19 protein-coding genes are annotated in these 21,352 nt (G+C 70.5%); 11 read left to right on the top strand and 8 right to left on the bottom strand.

What is annotated here, in order from left to right; translation table 11 throughout:
• Nucleotides 1–41 precede the first annotated feature (41 nt).
• The 3 genes from treZ to IEY69_RS00255 all read left to right on the top strand — a co-directional run bounded on the left by treZ (nt 42) and on the right by IEY69_RS00255 (nt 5,476).
• Entirely contained in the window at nt 42–1,901 is a 1,860-nt protein-coding gene (treZ, locus tag IEY69_RS00265) for a malto-oligosyltrehalose trehalohydrolase (protein WP_189071186.1), read from the top strand.
• Entirely contained in the window at nt 1,898–4,708 is a 2,811-nt protein-coding gene (treY, locus tag IEY69_RS00260) for a malto-oligosyltrehalose synthase (RefSeq protein ID WP_189071185.1), read from the top strand. Before treZ ends, treY begins: the two co-directional genes overlap by 4 nt.
• An 84-nt stretch (nt 4,709–4,792) precedes the next feature.
• On the top strand, nt 4,793–5,476 hold the full coding sequence (locus IEY69_RS00255; RefSeq protein ID WP_189071184.1) for a Bax inhibitor-1/YccA family protein: 684 nt from the start codon (nt 4,793–4,795) through the stop codon (nt 5,474–5,476).
• Between the two features lie 57 nt (nt 5,477–5,533).
• Here the strand turns inward: IEY69_RS00255 and IEY69_RS00250 are convergent, their stop codons facing one another.
• Together IEY69_RS00250 and IEY69_RS00245 are read right to left on the bottom strand one after the other, a co-directional pair.
• A complete protein-coding gene (locus IEY69_RS00250) occupies nt 5,534–6,613 on the bottom strand; it encodes a hypothetical protein (RefSeq protein WP_229783513.1) in 1,080 nt (359 codons plus the stop codon).
• A 17-nt stretch (nt 6,614–6,630) separates the two neighbouring features.
• Nucleotides 6,631–7,386, bottom strand: coding sequence for a metallophosphoesterase family protein (locus IEY69_RS00245; RefSeq protein ID WP_189071183.1), 756 nt, complete (start codon nt 7,384–7,386; stop codon nt 6,631–6,633).
• A 71-nt stretch (nt 7,387–7,457) separates the two neighbouring features.
• Here IEY69_RS00245 and IEY69_RS00240 point away from each other — a divergent pair, with 71 nt between their 5' ends.
• The 4 genes from IEY69_RS00240 to IEY69_RS00225 all read left to right on the top strand — a co-directional run bounded on the left by IEY69_RS00240 (nt 7,458) and on the right by IEY69_RS00225 (nt 9,352).
• A complete protein-coding gene (locus tag IEY69_RS00240) occupies nt 7,458–8,093 on the top strand; it encodes a hypothetical protein (protein WP_189071182.1) in 636 nt (211 codons plus the stop codon).
• Between the two features lie 12 nt (nt 8,094–8,105).
• Nucleotides 8,106–8,597: a GNAT family N-acetyltransferase gene (locus IEY69_RS00235; protein ID WP_189071181.1), complete on the top strand. Its 492-nt coding sequence runs from the start codon at nt 8,106–8,108 to the stop codon at nt 8,595–8,597.
• A 74-nt stretch (nt 8,598–8,671) separates the two neighbouring features.
• Entirely contained in the window at nt 8,672–8,893 is a 222-nt protein-coding gene (locus tag IEY69_RS00230; protein ID WP_174366860.1) for a hypothetical protein, read from the top strand.
• Between the two features lie 81 nt (nt 8,894–8,974).
• The gene (locus IEY69_RS00225; RefSeq protein WP_229783512.1) at nt 8,975–9,352 is read left to right on the top strand and encodes a DoxX family protein; all 378 of its coding nucleotides are present in this window, start codon (nt 8,975–8,977) and stop codon (nt 9,350–9,352) included.
• Nucleotides 9,353–9,399: 47 nt separating this feature from the next.
• Here IEY69_RS00225 and IEY69_RS00220 read toward each other — a convergent pair whose 3' ends face one another.
• The 4 genes from IEY69_RS00220 to IEY69_RS00205 all read right to left on the bottom strand — a co-directional run bounded on the left by IEY69_RS00220 (nt 9,400) and on the right by IEY69_RS00205 (nt 12,988).
• Complete coding sequence (locus IEY69_RS00220; RefSeq protein ID WP_189071180.1) at nt 9,400–9,969, bottom strand: DoxX family membrane protein; 570 nt, start codon at nt 9,967–9,969, stop codon at nt 9,400–9,402.
• Between the two features lie 192 nt (nt 9,970–10,161).
• Nucleotides 10,162–11,151: a CAP domain-containing protein gene (locus tag IEY69_RS00215; RefSeq protein ID WP_229783511.1), complete on the bottom strand. Its 990-nt coding sequence runs from the start codon at nt 11,149–11,151 to the stop codon at nt 10,162–10,164.
• A gap of 53 nt (nt 11,152–11,204) precedes the next feature.
• Nucleotides 11,205–12,446, bottom strand: coding sequence for a sensor histidine kinase (locus IEY69_RS00210; protein ID WP_189071179.1), 1,242 nt, complete (start codon nt 12,444–12,446; stop codon nt 11,205–11,207).
• Nucleotides 12,443–12,988 (bottom strand): molybdopterin-dependent oxidoreductase, encoded by a 546-nt coding sequence (locus IEY69_RS00205; protein WP_229783510.1) that lies wholly within the window; start codon nt 12,986–12,988, stop codon nt 12,443–12,445. The genes IEY69_RS00210 and IEY69_RS00205 overlap by 4 nt, the downstream gene beginning before the upstream one ends.
• A 241-nt stretch (nt 12,989–13,229) precedes the next feature.
• Here IEY69_RS00205 and IEY69_RS00200 point away from each other — a divergent pair, with 241 nt between their 5' ends.
• Both IEY69_RS00200 and IEY69_RS00195 read left to right on the top strand, forming a co-directional pair.
• Entirely contained in the window at nt 13,230–14,144 is a 915-nt protein-coding gene (locus IEY69_RS00200; protein WP_189071178.1) for a DUF4384 domain-containing protein, read from the top strand.
• 425 nt (nt 14,145–14,569) lie between these two features.
• Nucleotides 14,570–16,456 (top strand): alpha-amylase family glycosyl hydrolase, encoded by a 1,887-nt coding sequence (locus IEY69_RS00195; protein WP_229783509.1) that lies wholly within the window; start codon nt 14,570–14,572, stop codon nt 16,454–16,456.
• A 222-nt stretch (nt 16,457–16,678) separates the two neighbouring features.
• On the opposite strand, the gene IEY69_RS00190 is transcribed toward IEY69_RS00195, so the two are convergent.
• Nucleotides 16,679–17,812 carry an META domain-containing protein gene (locus tag IEY69_RS00190; RefSeq protein ID WP_189071176.1) on the bottom strand — a complete coding sequence of 378 codons (1,134 nt, stop codon included), beginning with the start codon at nt 17,810–17,812 and terminating at the stop codon, nt 16,679–16,681.
• A gap of 152 nt (nt 17,813–17,964) precedes the next feature.
• Here IEY69_RS00190 and IEY69_RS00185 point away from each other — a divergent pair, with 152 nt between their 5' ends.
• Together IEY69_RS00185 and IEY69_RS00180 are read left to right on the top strand one after the other, a co-directional pair.
• Nucleotides 17,965–18,387, top strand: a complete 423-nt coding sequence (locus IEY69_RS00185; protein ID WP_160980099.1) for a cobalamin B12-binding domain-containing protein — start codon at nt 17,965–17,967, stop codon at nt 18,385–18,387.
• Between the two features lie 123 nt (nt 18,388–18,510).
• Nucleotides 18,511–19,683: an MFS transporter gene (locus IEY69_RS00180; RefSeq protein WP_189072270.1), complete on the top strand. Its 1,173-nt coding sequence runs from the start codon at nt 18,511–18,513 to the stop codon at nt 19,681–19,683.
• 58 nt (nt 19,684–19,741) lie between these two features.
• Here IEY69_RS00180 and IEY69_RS00175 read toward each other — a convergent pair whose 3' ends face one another.
• Complete coding sequence (locus IEY69_RS00175; RefSeq protein ID WP_189071175.1) at nt 19,742–21,025, bottom strand: hypothetical protein; 1,284 nt, start codon at nt 21,023–21,025, stop codon at nt 19,742–19,744.
• Nucleotides 21,026–21,352 lie beyond the last annotated feature (327 nt).

Below are 21,352 nucleotides of genomic sequence, written 5' to 3'. Positions count from 1 at the left end.
GACGGCGTGCCGCTGCGGCCGCCGTGTGCTGGGAGGCCAACATGACGATTTCGGAACAGCCGGGCAATGCCCGTCAGCGCTCCCGCCTGGGGGCGCAACTGCTGCCGGGTGGACGCGAGACCCGCTTCCGCGCGTGGAGCACCCGCGCCGGGACAATGTGCGTGCGGATCGCGGGCGAGTCACACGTGATGGACCCGCTGCCCGGCGCGTACTTCGAGACGGTCCTGCCGGTCGGGGCGGGCACCCGCTACTGCTTCGAGCTGGACGGTCACGCCCTGCCGGACCCGTACGCGCGCTTCATGCCGCACGGCGTGCACGGCGACTCGGAGGTCGTGGATTTCACCGCCCACGCGTGGCAGCACGCAGACTGGGCGGGGCGGCCCCTGGCAGAGTGCGTGTTCTACGAGCTGCACGTGGGAACGTTCACGCCGGAGGGCACCTACCGCGCCGCGCAGGAGCGCCTGCCTCAGCTGGTGGACTTGGGCGTGACCGCGATCCAGATGATGCCGGTCGCGGCCTTCCCCGGCGAGCGCGGCTGGGGGTACGACGGCGTGGCGATGTTCGCGCCGTTCGCGCCGTACGGCCGCCCGGAGGACCTGATGGCGTTCGTGGACGCCGCGCACGGCCTGGGCCTCGCGGTATTCCTGGACGTGGTGTACAACCATTTCGGGCCGGACGGGAACTACCTGACGAGCTACAGCCCGTCGTACTTCACGGACCGCTTCCACACGGCGTGGGGGCAGGGCCTGGATTACGCCGAGCCGCACATGCGCCGCTACATCACGGGGAACGTGCGGATGTGGCTGCAGGACTACCGCTTCGACGGCCTGCGGCTGGACGCGACGGCCAGCATGCAGGACGACAGCGAGGAGCACATCCTGCACGAACTGGCCCGCGAGACGCACGCGATCGGCGGCGGGCACGTCCTGCTGGCCGAGGATCACCGCAACCTGCCCGAACTGGTCACGGAAGTTGGCCTGGACGGCATCTGGGTGGACGACTTCCACCACGAGGTCCGCGTGACGCTGACCGAGGAGCAGGAGGGCTACTACGGCGGCTTCCGGGGCGGCGCGCGTGAACTGTCGGAGGTGATCAACCGCGGCTGGCAGTACCAGGGGCAGTTCTGGAACGTGACCGGCGAGGAACACCACCGCGGCAAACCCGCGACCGGTCTGGAGGCGCCGAGTTTCGTGTACTGCATCCAGAACCATGATCAGGTGGGGAACCGCGCGCTGGGGGACCGCCTGCATCACTTCGAGTCCGTGACGCTCGCCGAGTACCGGGGCGCGAGCACGCTGCTGCTGTCGCTGCCGATGACGCCGCTGCTGTTCCAGGGGCAGGAGTGGGCGGCGAGCACGCCGTTCCCGTTCTTCAGCGATCACGCCGGGGAACTGGGGCAGATGGTGACCGAGGGGCGACGCCGGGAATTCGCTTACTTCTCGGGGTTCAGCACGCTGCCCGTGCCGGACCCGCAGGCTCCGGGGACGTTTGAGAGCGCGAAGCTGAACTGGGCCGAGCGCGGGCAGGGCGAGCACGGCCGGACCCTGGCGCTGTACCGCCGCCTGCTGCACCTGCGCCGCGAGGACTCGGTGCTGCGCGAGCGGTCGCGGCGGTTCATCCGGGCGGGCGCGGTGGACACCGGAGCCAGTGAAGCCGGCGCTGGGGAATCCAGCACTGGGGAGGTGCTGTGGGTGCGCTGGGAGACCCCGCAGGGCGTGCGGGTCCTGCTGTGGAACCTCACCAAGACGCCGCTGGACCCGCACCTGCTGACGCTGCCGTTCCCGCTGCCGCCGCAGGTGCTGCTGCACTCCGAGGGGCACCCGGACGCGCCCCCCGCGCTGGATGACCTGCGCCTCGGTGCAGGTGAGGCCGCTCTGCTGGCCGGGCCGGTGACGGCGTGACCGCCGCTCAGACTCACCTACCGGGTGCGACGTACCGCCTCCAGTTGCATAAGGACTTCGATTTCGCCTCGGCGCGGCGGGTGCTGCCGTACCTCGCGCGGCTGGGGGTCACGGACGTGTACCTCTCCCCCATCTGGTCGAGTACGCCGGGCAGCACGCACGGGTACGACGTGACCGACCACGCGCAGATCAACCCGGAACTGGGCGGCCTGAAGGGCCTGAAGCGCCTGTCGGCGCGGGCGCGTGAACTGGGCCTGGGGTTGATCGTGGATTTCGTGCCGAACCACATGGGTATCCAGGGGGGGCACAACCCGTACTGGGAGGACGTGCTGCGGCACGGGCAGGCCAGTCGCTACGCGCATTTCTTCGATATCTCCTGGCATCCGCTGAAGCGGGCGCTGGACGGGAAGGTGCTGCTGCCGGTGCTGGGCGACCAGTACGGCCGCGTGCTGGAACGCGCTGAGCTGCGCCTGGAACGCCAGGGGGGTGAGTTCACGCTGCGGTACTGGGAGCGGCAGTTGCCGCTGTCGCCGCGCAGCGTGGCGCAGCTGCTGGCCTGGACGGCGGCCGCGCTGCCCGCCGGGACGGACACGGTGACGCTGGGGGAACTGGCGAGCATCCGCCGGTCGGTGGACACGCTGCCGCGTAGCACGTCGGCGGACCTGACCGACACGGACCGCGTGATCCGCGCGCAGGAGGTGCAGGTCATGACCCGCCGCCTGGGCGCGCTGCTGGACGAGTCCGGGGCGGTGCGGGGCGCGCTGGACGCCACGCTGGACGCCGTGAACGCCGACCCCTCGCGGCTGGACACGCTGATCGGCGAGCAGAACTACCGCCTGGCGTTCTGGAAGGTCGCCGCCGAGGAGATCAACTACCGGCGTTTCTTCGACATCAACGATCTGGCGGCGCTGCGCATGGAGGATCCCCGCGTGTTCGCGTGGGCGCACGCGACGCTGTTCGACCTGCTGCGTCAGGGCCTCGTGCAGGGCGTGCGGCTGGACCACACGGACGGGCTGTTCGACCCGGCCGGGTACTTCCGGGCGCTGCAGGAGGGGGCGGCGCACGCCCTGGGCCGCGAGGTCGGGGGTGAACTGCCGCTGTACGTGGTCGCGGAGAAGATCCTCGAACCCGGCGAGCACCTGCCCGAGGCGTGGGCGATTCACGGCACGACCGGGTACGATTTCCTGGCGCAGCTGAGCGGCACGTTCGTGGACCGCACGACCGAGGAGGAACTGAGCGCCATCTACCGCCGGTTCAGCGGGGACCGCCGCTCGTACGGGGAGCACCTGTACCGCGGCAAGCAGCTGATCCAGCGCGTGAGCCTGCCGGGCGAGGTGAACGTCCTGACCGAGCACCTGGAGCGGCTGGCCGAGTCGGACCTGAACGCACGGGATTTCACGCTGAGCACGCTGCGCGCCGCGATCCGCGAGGTGATCGCGTCGTTCCCGGTGTACCGCACGTACGTCCGCGCGGACGGCGAGCGTGAGCCGGGGGACGACGCGAAGATCGCGCACGCCATCCGGGACGCGAAGGCCCACAACCGCGAGGACGGCCTGCCGGTGGACCCCAGCGCCTTCGATTACCTGCACGCGGTCCTGACGCTGGACGCGCCGGACGAGGCGACGCGCGCGGCGTACGCCGCCTTCGCGCTGAAGTTCCAGCAGCTGACCGGTCCGGTCACGGCCAAGGGCGCGGAGGACACGGCCTTCTACCGGTTCGCGCGGCTGCTGTCCCTGAACGAGGTGGGGGGCGACCCGGCGCTGTACGGGACGCCGCTGGCGACCTTCCACGCGGCCACGCAGGAGCGCGCCGCCCGCTGGCCCCACGCGATGCTGGCGGGCAGCACGCACGACACGAAGCGGGGCGAGGACACCCGCGCGCGCATCAGCGTGCTGTCGGAACTGCCGCAGACGTGGGCGGCGTACCTGAGCCGCTGGTCCCCGCTGATCCGCAGCCTGGAAACGCAGACGGAACTGGGCCGCGCGCCCACCCCGCTCGATAGTTACGTGCTGCTGCAGAACGCCCTGGGCGCGTACCCGCTGGGCGGGAGGTTGGAGGGCTTCGCGGACCGCCTGAGCGCGTACCTGCTGAAGGCGGCGCGCGAGGCGAAACTCCGCACGAGCTGGGCCGCCCCGGACGGCGAGTACGAGGCGGCGCTGGACGCCCTGGTGCGCCGCCTGCTGGCTGACGACGACTTCATGGCCTCAATGGGGGAACTGCACGCGCGGATCAGTCCGCACGGCGCGCAGAACGGCCTGAGTGCCGCGCTGGTCCGCCTGACCGCGCCCGGTGTGCCCGACACGTATCAGGGTTGCGAGGGCTGGAACCAGAGCCTCGTGGACCCCGACAACCGCCGCCCCGTGGACTACGGCGCGCTGAACCGCACGCTGGGCCGCCTGGAACGCGGCGAGGGCACCCTGGCCCTGGCGCGGAAACTGCTCGACTCGTACGAGGATGGCAGCGTGAAGGTCATGGTCACCCGCGCGGCCCTGCACGCCCGCGCCGCCCACCCGGCGCTGCGCGAGGGGTCGTACCAGCCGCTCGACGGGGGGCGGCACGTCCTGGCGTTCGCGCGGCAGCACGGCAGCGAACGCGTGGTGACGGTCGCGCCCCGCCTGACGTTCACCCTGACCCGCGAACGCACCGCCTGGGCGACCGGGGAGGTGTGGGGCACGCGGCAGCTGACCCTGCCTGCCGGGACGTACACGAACCTCCTGACCGGCGAGCGACTGCGGGCACGCGGCAGCAAGACGCCCCTGGCGAAGATCCTGGAGGACTTCCCCCTGGCCCTGCTGCGCCGCGAGTAGGGTTCATCGGGTGGAGGCGGGACGTGAATCCGCCTTCACCACCTGCGGGAACTTTCCCCGTGGTCACCGCGTAGTCTGAGGCGTATGCAGACCTATCCCACCACTGCCCGTTCGACCGACATCGTGCGGACGTTCATGGCCCGCACCTATTCCTGGATGGCCGCCGGTCTGGCGCTGACCGCCGGGGTCGCCTACCTGACCTCCACCAACGAGGCGCTGATGATGCAGGTGCTGCAGCTGCGCCTGCCGCTGATCCTGGCGCAGCTGGCGCTGGTGTTCGTGCTGAGCATGTTCGCGCAGCGCCTCTCAAGCGCCGTGGCGGGCATGCTGTTCATCGCGTACGCCGCGCTGACCGGCCTGACGTTCTCCGCGCTGCTGCTGGTGTACTCGCAGAGTGCGGTGACGGCGGCGTTCGTGTCGACGGCGGGCACGTTCGCGCTGATGAGCGTGGCGGGCTTCGTGATCAAGAAGGACCTCAGCGCCATGGGCCGCTTCTTCATGTTCGCGGTGATCGGCCTGTTCGTGGCGATGATCGTGAACCTGTTCATCGCCAGTGGCCCCCTGACGATGATCATCAGCGTGGTGGGCGTTCTGCTGTTCGCGGGCCTGACCGCGTACGACACGCAGATGCTGCGCAACCTCGCGCTGAGTGGCGTGCAGGGCGAGATGGCCGAGCGAGCCGCGATCAACGGCGCGCTGGCGCTGTACCTGGACTTCGTGAACATGTTCCTGTTCATCCTGCGTCTGTTCGGCGGCAGCCGCGACTGACCCACGCGCAGGGAAACGCCCCCACCGATGCACTGGTGGGGGCGTCTGCTGTTCAGGTCATTTCGGGTACAGCGTCTTCACGAGCGGACTGCCGAGATTCGCGTCGCCGCGCAGCGTCGCGTAGGGCAGCGTGACGGTCTCGGCGCAGGCTGCGACCACATGCGGCAGGCCACTGGGGGTCAGGTTCACCCCGGTCGCACTGAGGTGCGCGGTGAAGTCGTCGGCGTTTTCACGCAGGACGTCCAGGCACTCGGCGTTCACCTTCGTCTTCACGCCCGACAGGTACAGCGCCTTCTGCCGCGCCGCACTCAGTTTCGGGAACAGAGTCGTCAGTGGGACGGAGCGGCCTGTGGCGCGGTCCAGTATGACACCCTCGGTCCAGTTGTCCGGGTGCGCGCCGCCGCAGTAGTAATTCACGTCCTCGCGCAGGCTGAGCAGCCGGGCGTTCGACAGGGTGAGACCGGCACTCAGGGTGTAGCCGTTCTCCGGGTCCTTCTGGGCCGGTTCGGGCAGCCTGGCGCGGCAGTCCAGGGCGTCCGCCGCGTGGCGCAGCTGCCGGTCCTGCAGCGCGGCGTTCAGCGCGCCGCTCGCGCCGGGCACGCGCGGGTACGTCACGCCGGACAGCGGTTCGCGCACCGCCCGGCCTCCGGGCAGCGTGACCCAGGCGCGGTTCAGTTTCAGGAACGCCAGCGGGTCCTCGCGGCGCAGGGTGCTCAGGCCCGGCGAGAGGGGCAGCCGCAACGGCAGGCGCGCGGCGTCCAGCGGGGTCAGGGTGACCTCCAGCGGGGCACTCGCACCGGGGGCCTGCCACGTCCCCTTCAGGCCGCCGGGGGCGGGCATCAGGCTGAAGCAGCCGGTCACGACCGGTTCGCCGCCCAGCTCACGCCGGACGCTTTCCTCCAGCACCAGCGCGTTCCCGCTGCGGCGCACCTCCAGGAACAGGTCGAGGCTGCGACCCTCGTAGAAGTACCGCGACTCACCCTTCGGGTCCAGGCTCAGCGCGACCGGCAGCGTCCCGAGGCTGCCCCGGAACGTCCCGGCGCGCGCCCAGTCGGGCATTCCCTCGGTGCCGCCGCACCCGGCAGCCTGCGCGCCCGCACCGAGAACGAGGGCGGCGGTGAACATCCATCTCAGCATGCCTGCAGCGTACACCGTCAGGGTTGCGGTCCTTCCCACACGCCGTCCCCGCGGGCGTCCATGGTGCCGGTGCGCAGCAGTTTCGCCTCGCCGTCCCCGAAGGGCGTGTGGGTGCAGGCCCAGGTCACCGCCGCCTCGATGTCGTACGGCACGGCGTGGAAGGTGACGGCCCACTGTCCGTTCACGCGGTCCAGCCTCGTCCAGCGGGCGCGGGGGTCGCCGTCCACCTGATCGCTGACCGATCCGGCGTTCACGAGCAGCGTGTCGCCCACGCGGGTCGTCCCGGCGCGGTGCGTGTGACCGCACAGGACGACCTCCGCGCCCAGCGGGTCCAGCGTGGCGCGCAGTTCGCGCGGGTCGCGGGCGCGGTAGTACCCGCCGTGGTCCCACACCCACAGCAGGCTGTCCCAGGCGCTGTCCGGCGTGCCATGGCAGGCCAGCAGTCCCTCCGCGCGGGCGGTCAGCGGCAGCGCCGCCACGCGGGCCAGCAGCGCCGGGTCGGTGTGCGCCGCGAGCCACGCCCCGTACGACCGTGACAGGGCCGAGCGGCGCCCGCCGGGCCAGAGTTTCTCCTCGTTGTTCCCCCGGACCTCCAGCGCGCCCGCGGCCGCGAGTTCCGCCTGAATGCCGAGTGCGCGGGCGGGGTCGGAGCTCCCCTCGGCCTGATCGCCCAGGTTCACGATCAGGTCCGGACTGGCCGCGCGGACCTCGCGCAGCACCGCGTCCAGCGCGAAGGCGTTCCCGTGCACGTCACTGATCACCGCGACCCTCATCACCGCGCAGGGTAGCGCGCCCGGGCGGAACTGTCCCCGCAAGTGTCACGCCCGCGGCGCACACTGGACGCATGAAACGATTCCTCCCGCTGGCCAGCCTCCTCCTGCTCGGCTCCGCGCTGGCCGACCCGCTGGAGGGCACGTACGACGCCCGGCGCACCACGTTCCTGGACGGCACCCTGAAAGGCACGCTGAAGATCACGGCCGAGGGCAAGGCCCTGCGCTTCACGTGGGACGCCCCGTACGGGAAGTTCAGTGGGCTGGGCCTGCGACTGGGGAACGCCGTGGCCGTCGCGGTCGGGAAGCCCGAGTGCGGCGTCGCCATCTACGCGCAGAAGGGCCGGACGTTCACCGGGAACTGGACGGTGACCGGCGCCGGGGTGGGCACCGAGACCTTCGACTGGGACGGCCTGAAAGCCGCGCGGGTGGACGTGCGGGGCAGCAACCCGGACGGCAGCACGTACGCCGGCAAACTGCTGCTGCCCGTCCAGGACGGTTACACCACGCCCGAGTGGATCATCGGCAAGGACGAGACCCGCGGCAGCGGCATCCTCATGGACGGCACGCTGGCTACCGCGTTCGGCGCTCCGAACTGCCAGGTCGCGCTGTACCGACTGAATCCAGATACTGGTGAGCTGAGCGGCATGTTCTTTCAGGTCAGCAACGCAGAGGTCATGACGCAAGCGGAGACGGCGACGCGCCGCTGATACCCTGCGCGCATGACGCTGCACCTCCGCCCCCGTTCGCCCGACGACCTGCCGGAACTGGTCACCGTGCTTCGCGCCGTGCACGAGCGAATGGGGTACCCGTCGGTGTGGCCCGACAACCCGGCGGCGTTCGTGCAGGGGCGCGGCGAGGCGTGGGTGGCCGAGCAGGACGGGCAGCTGGTCGGGCAGGTCATGCTCGCCCCGCTGCCCGAGCCTCGCCCGGACTGGGTGCGGGAGGCGCAGGTGCCGCTGGAGGTCAAGCGGCTGTTCGTCAGCCCGGACGCACAGCGGGGCGGGACTGCGCGGGCGCTGCTGGCCCACGCCCTCAGTGAGGCGCGCCGGCGCGGGGCGTTCAGCGTGCTACAGGTGAACGAGTCCAGCGTGCCCGCCTTGCGCCTGTACGAGCGCGAGGGCTGGCGGTTCGTGGCGCGAACCCGCGCGCCCTGGACGGATCCGGACGGTTCGCACCCTTGGGTGCGGGTCTACGCGCAGCCCTCCTCTTGAGCGGACCTTGAAAGATCAAGTGGCGTTCACGCGGCGCGCGGGTTTCTCGCCCCGTGACCTGACAGGCTACGGGCATGCCAGACAAGGACGACAAGAACAGCGGGCACACCAGCCAGCCGCAGGACTACGACCGCAACAAGAAGGAAGTGCACGAGATCGAGCACGACAACACTCCTTCCATGAAGAGCGCCAACGACCGCGAGGCGAACGCGCCCCGCAACAACGACGACGGCCTGAGCGACAAGGAACTGAAGGACCGCGAGGAAGCCCGCAGCGTCCCCTCCAGCAACGGCTGACCCCCGCCACACCTGAACCCCCAAGGAAGAGGGAGCCCCGCAGCGGCTCCCTCTTCTGCTGCCGGGGCGTAGCCTGTCCGGGTGACCCCATCTCCCGTGTCCGCCCGTCCCCGCGTGGGCACCCTGCTGCTCGCGGCGCTGTTCGTCACGGCTGGCACGCTGCACTTCGTGACCCCCGGCTTCTTCGACCGGATCGTGCCGCCCTGGGTGCCCCTGAGTGCGCGGCAGGCGACGCTGGTCAGTGGCGCGGCAGAGGTGCTGGGCGGTCTGGGCCTGCTGCACCCGCGCACCCGCCCGGCGGCCCGCTGGGGCCTGATCGCGCTGCTGGTCGCGGTGTTCCCCGCGAACGTGTGGATGGCGCAGGACCCGGAGCGGTTCCGGGTCAGTCCGCTGGTGGCGTGGGGGCGCCTGCCGCTGCAACCCCTGCTAATCTGGGCGGTGTGGCGCGCGGGCCGCTGAGGGCTGCCGCTCCCGCCGGGGAGCAGACGGGGACGGCCTGCGGGGCGCTACGACGCCCGGGCCTGCGGGACGCCCACGCGCGGCAGCACCCAGCGGTCCAGGCCCAGCCAGCCCGCGACCCGCCACCCCAGCACCAGCCACGTGGCGAGGATGAACAGCAGCGGGTTGCTGCTGACCGTGCCCGCCAGCAGGAAGTTCGCGTTCAGGAAGCCGCCCAGGAAGGCCGCGACGCCCGTGAACAGCCCCAGGATCAGGGCCACGCCGACGGTCAGTTCACCGAACGTGACGAGATGCGAGAACAGCGCCGCGTTCGGCAGGGCCACCTGCTGGATGAACCACGCGTAGCCGCCCGAGACGTCCGGATGCTCACCGGACGTTTTGGCGAGCGCGCCTGTCAGGAATCCGCTGACTGCCCCGCCAGCATCCGCGCCGATCCAGCCGCCGCCCGTGGCTTTCTGCCAGCCGGCCGCAAGCCACTGCCAGCCCACGTACAGGCGCAGGAGGGTCCACAGGGGGGCCAGCCGGGTGTTGGCGAACAGAAGGTGCGACAGGCGGCTCTCGGGGATGGTGTGTGCCGCGCCGGGCGTGGGGACGGGGGTGCTCAGGATGGTGGTCATACCGGCCTCCAGGCGGTCCCGGGGGAACGGTGGACCGCGCTGAGGGCAGCGTGCGCGCCCCTGATTACCAACCCGTTACCGCGGGCGGGGCGTCTGAATTCTGGCGCGGCCCGGTCAGGTGGCGCGGCTGGCCGGAGCGGCTGCCGCGACGACACGAAGACAGCGCAGGCGCCCCCGCACAGAAGCGGGACGTCAGAGGCGCGCGAACACCTGCGTCCAGTAGTTCTTGAATTTGGTGCCGGGGCGCTGCACGTAGCTCAGGCCGATCAGAGTGAAGTCGCCCATGATGTTCCGGCAGTGGCCGGGACTGCGCAGCCAGGCGTCCACGACCTCCTTGGGGGTCTGCTGCCCGGCGGCGATGTTCTCCGCGACGCTGGTGGGGGTCATGCCCGCGGCCTGCACGCGCCGCATGGGGCTGCTGCCGTCCAGGGTGCTGGTGTGGTCGAAGTACCCGTACAGGGCCATCCCGGCGGACTGAGCTTCGGCGGCGACGTCCAGCGTCAGGTGACCCTTCAGGGGCGGCAGTCCCGGACCGCCGGGGCGTTTGGTGTCGCAGTTCCAGCCCTGCGCGCGCGCCTGGTTGGTCAGGCGCAGTACCTCGCTGTCGAAGGCGGCGCTGACGGTCATGGGAGCGTGGGTCAGGGTCAGCTGGCGCTGCACGTTCTGTCCGGCGCTGGTGATGGCCACGGCAGCGGCGGTGTTTGTCCCGGTACCGAGGCGCTGCGGTCCGTTGATCTCGCGGCCATTGAGCAGCACGCGCACGGGACCGGGGCGGTAGACGACACTGCCCAGACCGCTGAGGCGGACGGTGCCGTCGGCGGCGTGCAGCACGGTCAGGTCGGCGCGCTCGCCGCCGCTGCCCAGCACCTGCAGGGGGATGTCGGCGCGGCTGATGACGCGGCCCTGCGGGTCGATCAGGCTTACCTCGATCTGGTACGTGCCGGGGCGGTAGTAGGTGTGGCTGATCTGCTCGCCGGTGGCGTTCTGACCGTCGCCGAAGGTCCACTGCACGCGGTGCCCGGCGGGCGTGGTCGCGCGTAGCGTGACGGTCAGCGGGGCGAGGCGGTCGCCGCTGGCGCTGTATCCGACGCGGAACACTTCGCCGCCCTGGGCGGCTGCGGCCGGCAGGGTCACGGCGAGCAGGGCTGCGGTCAGGGTGCGGCGGGTCAGCGCAGTGAACACCCGTTCAGGTTAAGGGATGCTTAACGCCCGGCGCTGTGAAGTGGCCGTGAAGATCAGCCCGGCGTCAGCTTGCCCTTCACGGGTGGGGCCGAGACGTGTGCCGTGGCCTGACCGAACGTCAGGGTGATCAGCAGTCCGCCGCCCGGCGCGTGCGTGATCATCACGTCCCCTCCGTGGGCCCGCGCGTACCGGCGCACCAGGGGCAGACCCAGTCCGCTACCCGGCCCGAGACTCTGCGGACCGCGTTCGTACGGCAGGAACACCCGGCCGCGCAGGTCGTCACTCATGCCCGGGCCGTGATCCCGCACCTGCACGCGGGGTGTGCCTGACGGGGCGTCCAGGGTCAGCTCGACCACGTCCTGCGTGTACTTCACGGCGTTCTCCACGAGGTTCTCCAGCATCTGGCGCACGCGGTTGGCGTCCACGGACCACACCAGCGGCAGTGCGGGCGCACTGACATGCACCCGGCCTGAGGAGAAGCGCCGCACGAGTTCACCCAGGTCAACAGGCTGGACGTGCAGGGTGACGTCCATGTACAGGTCGTTCAGGCGCGTCAGGTCGGCGCGGCTGGCCAGCTGCGCGGCGCTGTCCTCGATCTGCGTCAGGAGCCGCTGGCGCAGGCCCTCGTCCGGCGCGGCGCGCAGCGCGTCGGCGGCCAGCAGCAGCGCCTGGAGGGGGCGGCGCATCTCGTGACTGGCCAGATTCAGGGCGTCACGCTGCCGCTCCTCACGCTGCTGGGCCCGCAGACGATCGGCGCGCCAGAGCAGCAGCGCCCGCAGGATCAGCGTCAGGCTCAGCAGGCCCGAGAAGAGAGCGCTGCCGATCAGGGCGCGGCTCAGGTCGTGCAGGGCCTGCACGTACGCCCCGGACTGCGCCGTTCCGAGATCCCGCGCGAGGTTGTTCAGCGCGAACGCCTCGTCCGTGGCCTGCCTGAGCCCCTCAGCCGTCCTGGCTTCCAGGCCTCGCTGCACGGCGGCGAGCCGGAACTCGTCCCGCGCTTCGAGTTCAGTCAGGTACGCGAACTGCGCGCGGTTGCGGGCGCTGCCGAGCACCTGCTCGTAGCTGTCCTGCCGTTCCTGCGGCGTGACGGCTGGGTCCAGCAGATTGGCGCGGTAGATCAGCAGGTCCTGCACCAGGCCCTGGTAGGCGTACGGGCGCGTGCCGGTGCCGTTGTTCAGCAGCGCGCGGTAGGCGGGCTGGGTGGCCAGGGCCAGCAGCGTGACGGTGGCCAGCAGGGGCAGCAGGGCCAGCAGCAGTTCACGCAGCAGGGTGCGGCGCTGGGTCGGGGTCGTCATCTCAGTGGCGCGATCCGCTCGACGTACCACACCCAGGCCGCGCCGTAGTCGGGTCCGTGGTACCGCTCGGGCTGCGCGGGCAGCACGACGGTCAGCGGGCCCTTCTGCTGCGCGGTGATGGCCTTGCCGTCGGCGCTGTAGGCCAGCATGATCGGGTCGGTCATGTAGTCGCTGGCGCGGATGGTCGTGAAGTACCCGTTGCTGGCGTACACGCGCAGGTCCCTGCCTGCGAAGCCGCCCCGCGCGGCGAGGTCGCGCAGCGTGACGCCCTGGTAGGTGTAGGTCTGTTTCAATTGGCGGTGCGGCGTGGCGTAGCGCACGGCGGGCATGGCCTGCAGCTGCCGCAGGGTCAGTTTCAGGGTGCCGGCCGTGCCGTCGAGTTCCAGCATGATCCGCTCGCCGGGCTTGCGGACGGGAGTGGCCTGCGCAGGGCGGGCGTACGTGAACGGTTTCCAGCTGGCAGGGGCGCCCCAGGTCTGTGCGGTGGCGGAATGGAGAAACAGGACGCTCAGGGCCGCGCGGGCGAAATGCAGCGGGGTCACACTCCAGATTCTAGAGCACCTCAACCGGTGCAGACGTCGTCTGGTTCGCCCCCCGGCGGGCGGAGCAGCAGGCCAGCTTCTGACGCACCCGAGGCCTGTTCGGGTGGACGGTGGTGGGGCCAGCCGCTGGAGTTCATCCTGATGCGGACCGTGTCTCCTGTGAGGGGGGCGTGAGCCCAGCGGCCGACTTTCCTGATGGCCCGGTCAGGCTCAGGTCACGCCGGGACGGCAGGGTAGGGGCATGAACGCGAAACTTTCCCTGACTCTTCTGAGCGCCGCGCTGGGGCTGGGTGCGCCCGCGCTGGCCGCCCCGACCCTGAGTGCCCAGAGCATCATCGTGAATCCCGTGCAGACGGACCTGAACGTGAAGGTCTGGACGGACCGTGACAGCAGCGGCGCCAGCACGCCCGCGTACCGCCCTGGCGAGAAGATCCGGCTGTTCACCAGCGTGAATCAGGACGCGTACGTGTACCTGTTCAACGTGGACCCGCAGGGGCAGGTGGACCTGATTCTGCCCAACCGCTATCAGGGGGGCGCGAACTTCCTGAAGGCGAACACCGTCAAGGCGTTCCCGAGCGCCGGTGATCCGTTCACGTTCGACATTGCCGCCCCGTACGGCGTGAACAAGGTGCTGGCCCTGGCGAGCCGCTCGCCGCTGAACCTGGATCAGATCGCCACGTTCAAGTCGCAGAACAGCTTCGCTTCGGTGACGGTGTCCGGGCAGCAGGGGCTGGCGCAGGCGCTGAGCATCGTGGTGACGCCCGTCCCGCAGAACAGCTGGGTGACGGACACGGCGTTCTACGCGGTGGCCGCCCCGGCAGCGGCGGCTCCGCTGCGCACCGCTCCGGTGGCCGCGCAGCCGGCGCCGACTCCCCGGACTGCTCAGGCGCTGTCAGTGACGGTGCAGCCCAAAGCCCCGGCCAGTCCGTGGGGTTCAGCGCGTGAGTGGAGCACGGTGGTTGCCAATCAGGCGGATCTGCGGGCCCTGCATGACCGCTACGCGGCGTTCCTGCGCGCCGAGGGCTACACCCTGACGGAACTGAAGAGCAAATCCAGCGAGGTCACGAGTGAGTACCGCCGGGCGAACGGCGGGAAGGCGGAACTGAAGGTGAAGCGCAAGGGCAACCGCGTGGAAGTGAAGGTCGAACGCAAGTAAGCGCCGTCAACGAAGAGGTGGAGGACATGTCCTTCACCTCTTTTCTTGTCGTGAAGTGACCGAAGCGGTTCGCGAGCGTCCGTCTGCGGCGCGTGGGTGACCGGCGTGCGGATGCGTGCTGCGTGCCGATTCGGAAAATGGGATGGTGACCCGGGGTGTGGCAAGCGTATCTGAGGCGCCTGTCTGGACAGGTTGGCCCGGTGGGCGGTCACCTGGCTTGTCTGGGGTGGCCTGTTGTCGATTATGATTGGCAGGCACCAAAAATCCTGAAACCGGTTCCACGCCGTTGTGGAACCATTCCATGGAGGTTTCCCATGAACCGTTCTGTCCTGGCCCGCTCCGGCGCGGCAGTCCTCTCGGCTGCCCTTCTTCTTTCCGCCTGCTCCTCCGCTCCGACGCCTGCCCTCGATGGAACCGTTTCCAACATGAATGGCAGCTCACAGCCTGTCAGCGCCCAGGCCATCAGTGGCACGAACATCGACGCCTGGCGGCAGCAGGTGATCTACCTCGTCATGCCCGACCGTTTCTCGAATGGAACTACTTCCAACGACGGTCTGGGCCAGCCCAACTGCTTTGACCCCGCCAGCCCCACCAAATTCCACGGCGGCGACATTCAGGGCCTGCGCAACAAACTCGGGTACATCCGCGACCTGGGCGCCACCGCCGTCTGGACCACACCCGTGTACAAGCAGGTCGGGATCGTCAACGGGAACTCCTGCGGGTACCACGGCTACTGGCCCGACTACACCAACCCCAACGACACCGCCATCGAACCCAAGTTCGGCACGAGCGCCGACCTCACCGGCCTGATCAGCGACCTGAAGGCCGGCGGGCAGAAATACATGATGGACATGGTCGTCAACCACGCCGGGTACGGCGCGCGGATCGTCAGCCAGAACCCCTCCTGGTTCCACAGCAACTGCACCGGCGACGAGATCGTCTGCCCGCTGGCAGGCCTGCCGGACTTCCGCCAGGAGGACAGCACGGTCGCCACGTACCTGACCAACCTGTCCAAGACCTGGGTCACGAACTACGCCGTGGACGCCATCCGCATGGACACGGTCAAGCACGTCCCCAACAGCTACTGGCAGAACTCCTGGGTGCCCGGCGTCCTCGCCGCGCGGCCCAACACGTTCCTGCTGGGCGAGGCGTTCCTGTCCGGCAGCGCCGCGCAGCTCAAGCCGTTCCTCGACGCCGGTTTCGACTCGACGTTCAACTTCCCGCTGCGGCAGGCGCTCGTGGACTCGGTCGGGAAGGCCGGGAGCCTCGACCGGGTCGCCAGCAGCATGCAGGACACCCTGGGCACCCTGGGCCTGGACCGCACGCTGCTGCAGGTGAACCTGCTGGACAACCACGACGTGCCGCGCTTCGTGAACGAACCCGGCAGCGCCGTCGCCGAGACCGAGATCCGCGCCCGCTACGGGAACGCCATGGGCCTCCTGATGACCCTGCCCGGCATCCCGCAGGTGTACTACGGGAACGAACTCGGCATGTACGGCGGCAACGACCCCGACAACCGCCGCGACATGCCCGCCTGGGCCTGGACGGACACCGGCCGCAACGCCACCCAGGCGAACTTCGTGGCGGGCGGCGGCAACCCGAAGGTCACGTACGACCTGACGAAGAAACTCATCGGCATCCGCAAAGGCAACGAGGCCCTGTGGAAGGGCAACTACGCCGAGATGTGGCGCCCCAACGGCGGGCAGAACGTGTACGCCTTCTACCGCGGCAGCGGCGCCAACCGCGTCGTGGTCGTCGTGAACACCTCCGGCAGCGCCGCGACCGTGAACCTCGACATTCAGGGCAACGCGGGCATCAGCGCGACCGACAAGAGCGCCCTGAGCAACGGCACCGTCTTCAACGACCTGCTCGCCGAGGGGGCACCCAGCAGCGCGACCGTCGCCAGCGGCAAACTGCCCGTCACGATCGGCGCCGGGAAAATGGGTATCTACCGCGCCGGGGCGACCGGCACCGGCGGCACCGGCGGCACGGGCGGCGCGGCCGTGCAGGTCACCTTCCAGGTCAGCGCCAGCACGTACTTCGGGCAGGACGTGTACCTCGTCGGGGACCGCGCGGAACTGGGCGCGTGGAACACCGCCTCCGCCATGGCGATGACGCCCAGCGGCTGCTCGGGCAGCACCTGCACCTGGAAGACCACCGTCAGCCTGCCGCCCAGCGTCGCCGCGCAGTTCAAGTTCATCAAGAAACCCGGCGACAGCGGCGCCAGCGTCACCTGGGAAGGCGGCAACAACCGCACCCTGACCACGCCCGCCACGGGCAGCACCACCTACAACGGCGGCACCTGGCAGTAACGCCAATCCAGGCAGAGGAGGCCCCACGGGACGTTCCCCGGGGGCCTCCTCCGTGTGTTGGTCTTCATGCGGATTCCGTCTGTTTCGTTGACAGATCGGAAGACCACCGATCTGTCAACTCCACGTCCGGAGGGGCGCTTCACTCCTGCTCTGCTCTGCAGCTCTACGAGTCGCATCCGCTCGGGTTGAAAGATTTGGCAAACCTTTCAACCGGAGTCCGTATCAGCGGGCCTGGAATTCCCAGGTGTCCTCGGCCGTCTTCAGGATCAGGGTGCTGCCCTGCACGCTCAGGGTGGGGCGCTGCTCGAAGAACGACTGGAAGCCCAGGTCCGGCTGGTCCGCGCAGGCCATCCGCGTGCTGGTCAGCCCGCCGCCCAGTTCCACGCGGCCCGCGCGGATCACGTACGCGCCGCCCACGCTGTTGCAGCCGTCACTGCCGCCCAGCCGCCCGTCCTTGAAGGTCAGCGTGACCGGCCGCAGGGTCTGCGGGGCGGGCTGCCCGTTCAGGCGCGTCAGGGTGTACGTCGCCGCCGGGTCGGGCGTCACGCTGCCCGTGGGCGCGGGGGCAGGCACGCGGGTCAGGGTGAGCTGCCCGCTCTGGCCGCGCAGGACGAGTGCGGCGCCCTGCCGCTCGGTGGTCAGGGGGGCGCGCAGCAGGCCCAGCAGGCGGTTCTCGGACACGCCTGCCGTGCCGGGGCACATGCGGCGGGTGGACATCACCGGACCCAGCACGACCTGCGGCCCCACCAGCGCGCCCGAAGCGGTCACGGTGTTGCAGCCGGTCAGGCCCGCGACCGTCACCTTCAACCCGTTGAACGTGAAGCGCAGCGCCGCCTGCCCGCGTTCCGGTCCGGCCGGGCCGGGCGTGACGCGCATCTGCCAGGTGCCGTCCAGGGAGTCGGTGGGGGTCTGGGTCATCGCGCCTCCGGTGCGGGTGAAGGTCAGGCGGCCCGCCCCGCCACTGAGGATCAGGGTGTCGCCGCTCAGGTCGTAGCGGGTGGTGGTGTTCAGGAGGCGCAGGTAATCCTCGCGCAGACTCAGCGCGGCGTCAGTGCAGCGGTCGCTGGTACCGCCCTGCACGCCGCGCAGGACCAGCGCCTGACCCTTCAGGGCGGCCTGACCGGTCAGGGGACTGCAGCCGGTGCTCCCCGTGACGGTCAGCGCGGCGCCACTGCCGGTCAGACGCAGGGTGGGGCGGGTCAGGCGGGCGCCCGGCGTGATCACGGCGCGGCCGGTGGGCTGCAGGGTGTCGAGCGTCCACGTCACACTGGGCGCGGTGACCGGGTTGGAACTCACGGCCGGGGTTGGGGCGGCGGCCAGGGCCGCGAGGGTCAGGGTGGTCAGCAGGGCGCTCATGCTCTGGTTGTACCCCGGGAAGCTGACCGGCCGGTGATGACGGCTGGGCCGGACGCGCGGGCTGGGCAGCGCGTAGAATGACACCCAAACGCCCGTTAGGTCACGGCCGCCGCTTCCGTGCGGGCAGGCACCCGGCGGGCACCGGAGGAATCATGGAAGACCGCCGAATTCGAGTGCTGATCGCCAAACCCGGCATGGACGGCCATGACCGGGGCGCGAAGGTCGTGGCGCGCGCCCTGCGCGACGCGGGCATGGAAGTCATCTACACCGGCCTGCGCCAGACCGCCGAGATGATCGTGAACGCCGCCGTGCAGGAGGACGTGGACGCCATCGGCCTGAGCGTCCTGTCCGGCGCGCACATGCACTACTTCCGCGAGGTCATGGGCCTGCTGCGCGAAAAGGGCGCCGAGGACATCATCGTGTTCGGGGGCGGCATCATTCCCGATCAGGACCTGCCCACCCTGCAGGAACTGGGCGTGGGCCGCGTGTTCACGCCGGGCGCGAGCACCGAGGACGCCGCGACGTACCTGCGCGGCGCCGTGCAGGCCCGCTGGCAGGCGCAGGGCGAGGCGTGATCCCTCCGGTTGGACGGCGTCAGCCGTTCAATCCGAGCAGCGCGAGAAGGAGTCCGGAGGGGTCCGGGCGTGGAGTGGCCTGCCCGGAACCGCGCCGGCCAGGCCACGGAACAGACGGACGCCGTGAGTGACGCCGCCCGCCCCGCCGCGCTGAGCGGGGCCGCGCGGCTGGCGCCGCTGTACGCCGCGCAGGCGCTGGCGACCGGCGCGACCACCGTCAGCACGGTCCTGGCGAGCCTGATCATGTCGGGCCTGGGCAGCGAGGCGCTGTCCGGGCTGCCGAGCACGCTGATCTCGGCGGCCGCCGCGACGTCGGCGGGGCTGTTCGGGGCGTTGATGCTCCGCCGGGGCCGCCGCACGGGCCTGAGCGTGGCGTTCGCGCTGGGGACTGCCGGGGCGCTGGTGGGCTTCCTGGGTGCCCGCGCGGGGGTCACGCCGCTGTTCCTGCTGGGGGCCATGATGATGGGCGCCGCGCAGGGCGGGTACCAGCAGGCCCGTTACGCCGCCGCCGAGAGCGTCCCCGAGGCGCGGCGCGGCACGGCGCTGGGCGCGCTGATGCTCATGAGCGTGCTGGGGTCGTTCGTGATGACCGGCTTCTCGCACCCCATCGAGCGGCTGGGGACGGCGCTGGGGGCCACGCCGGAGGTCACGGGCTGGCTGGTGGGGGGCGCGCTGCTGGGCGTGGCGGCGCTGCTGATCCTGTCCTGGCATCCCCTGAGCGGCCCGGCCGCCGCGAAACGCGAACGGCTGTCCCTGGCGGAGGCGTTCCGGATTCCCGGCGTGAAATCCACGGCGCTGGCGGTGGCGACCGCGCAGGGCCTGATGGTCACCCTGATGAGCCTCACGCCGCTGCGCGCGCACCACATGGGCCTGGATCACGCGTCGATCGCCGCGCTGATCAGCGGGCACATCCTGGGCATGTTCGGCTTCGGCTGGCTGACCGGGCCGCTGATCGACCGGCTGGGCCTGCGCTTCGGGTACGTGAGCGGCGCGCTGCTGCTGTCGGCGGCGGCCCTGAGCGCCCTGAATGGCGGTCAGGCGTGGCTGGCGGTCAGCATGTTCCTGCTGGGCCTCGGCTGGAACCTGGCGTTCGTGGCGGGCAGCAAGGCCCTGACGCGCTTCCCGGCGGCACAGGGCGTCACCGACGCGCTGGGGTACGTCGCCGCCGGGCTGGGCACCCTGCTGGGCGGCGCGGTGATCGCGCAGGCGGGCTTCCCGGCGCTGGCGATCACCTGCGCGGTCCTGGCGGCCCTGCCGCTGGTCAGCGCGTGGCGCGCCCGACCCGCACGCGCATAACGCAGGGCAGAGGGGGCACCGGGAGTCGATTCCCCGGTGCCCCCTCCCCTTCCCCGGTTCAGGGGTTCGCGGCGCTGACGAAGGTGTCGTCACCGGGGGTGGTGGTGCTGCGCCCGGCGTTCTGGTCGTAGCGCACGCCGCTGTTCATGACGGTGGTCGCCCCGCTGAGGGTGTTCGCGGCGCTGACCGCCGTCTTGGCGGCGAAGGATTTGCTCCACAGGTACCAGCGGGGCGCGACGCCATGCTTGCGGGCCACGCCGCTGGCGGGGTTCAGGTCGAACACGTACTCGGGGAAGACCTCGGTGCGGCTGATGAATTTCGCCATGCCGGTGTTGTTGTCGCCGCCCAGGTCGTTCACGCGGCTGGACTTGATCCACTCGACGGCCACGCCCTGCCCCTTGAGGGTCTGCGCGATGCGGGCGCTGCGCGCGGCGGGGTTCACGTCGGGGCTGAGGAACGCGTAGCTGTGCCCGGACCCGGCGCTGGCGGGCGTCCAGTAGGGATCGGCCAGGACGACGCGTTTGGGTCGTTTGGCGGCGGTCAGTGCCGTGTCGGCATAGGCCTTCTCGGTCATAGCGAGGGCCATCTGCGAGCCCAGCGAGTGGCCCATGACGCGCACGCCCTCGGTCCCGGCGTACGTCCACTGGCTCAGGGCGCTCTTGTACGCCGTGTAGAACAGCTGCCCGGCGCTGACGGTGGGCATGCCGGTCGTGGCGTACGTGCCGCTGGGGGTGCGGTAGCGCATGTTGATGTTCTGCGTGCGGCCCAGGGTGTCGCGGTAGGTGTAGGTGGGCGTCCAGATCTTCGCCTGCGAGTGATAGGGCGCGCCGCCCGTGCCCTCGTCGTCGGCGAGCTGGGTCCACTGATACAGGGCGACGTTCCATCCGGCGTCGATCCAGGCGTCGGCGACGTTGCGGCTGGCCTCGCTGAAGTAGAAGTTGTCGCGCACGCCGGCGACGGTGCTGCCGTTCTGCCAGCCGTGCACGAACACCAGCACGGGCTTGGCGGGGTCGTAGTAGCCGGTCATGGCGGCGCCGTCGGTGCGGGCCTTGCAGCCGACGCCGCCCAGGGAACCGGTTTCTCCCTTGCTGTACCAGTACAGGCCGGTATCCAGTCCGCTCTGACCGTACGGGAGGGCCAGCTGGGTGGGGCAGGTGGCGGCCTGAGCGCGCAGGGTGCTGGCGGTGCCGCCCTTGGCGGCCTCGGCGACCAGGGCCGCGCTGAAGTCCTCGGGCAGGCCGGGCTGGGCCGCGTCGAGCGTGCTGGTGGGGGTGGTGGGGCTGCCGCAGGCGGCGAGCAGGGCGGGCAGCAGGAACGGAAGGATAGCAGAGCGGCGGATCATGGTGGGCCTCCGGACAGGAAAGAATGCCGGAAACCGGTTTCCGGCGGGGCTGAGTTGTTGGTGCGACGCCCACCGTACCCTGTCCCCCCCGCGAAAAAAAGTCCTCCCGGTTCAAAATTTGATCCAGTTCAACAACTCTGCGGCCCCATGGCCCTGCAAAACGTGCTAGCGGCCCACCCCCACCCTCCGCAGACGCAGCCCCCGCGAAGGCAGCCGCTGGACACCATGCGGCGCTGCCCGGGCCTCCAGCACCCACCAGCACCAGCAACACAAACGCGTCGGGGCCCCCTGATGGGAGCCCCGACGCTTCTGGCGGAACGGGAGGGA

The organism is Deinococcus sedimenti (genome assembly GCF_014648135.1).
GTDB lineage: Bacteria > Deinococcota > Deinococci > Deinococcales > Deinococcaceae > Deinococcus > Deinococcus sedimenti.
The sequence above is the reverse complement of the archived record's forward strand: the minus strand, read 5'-3'. Positions and strand labels throughout refer to the sequence as shown.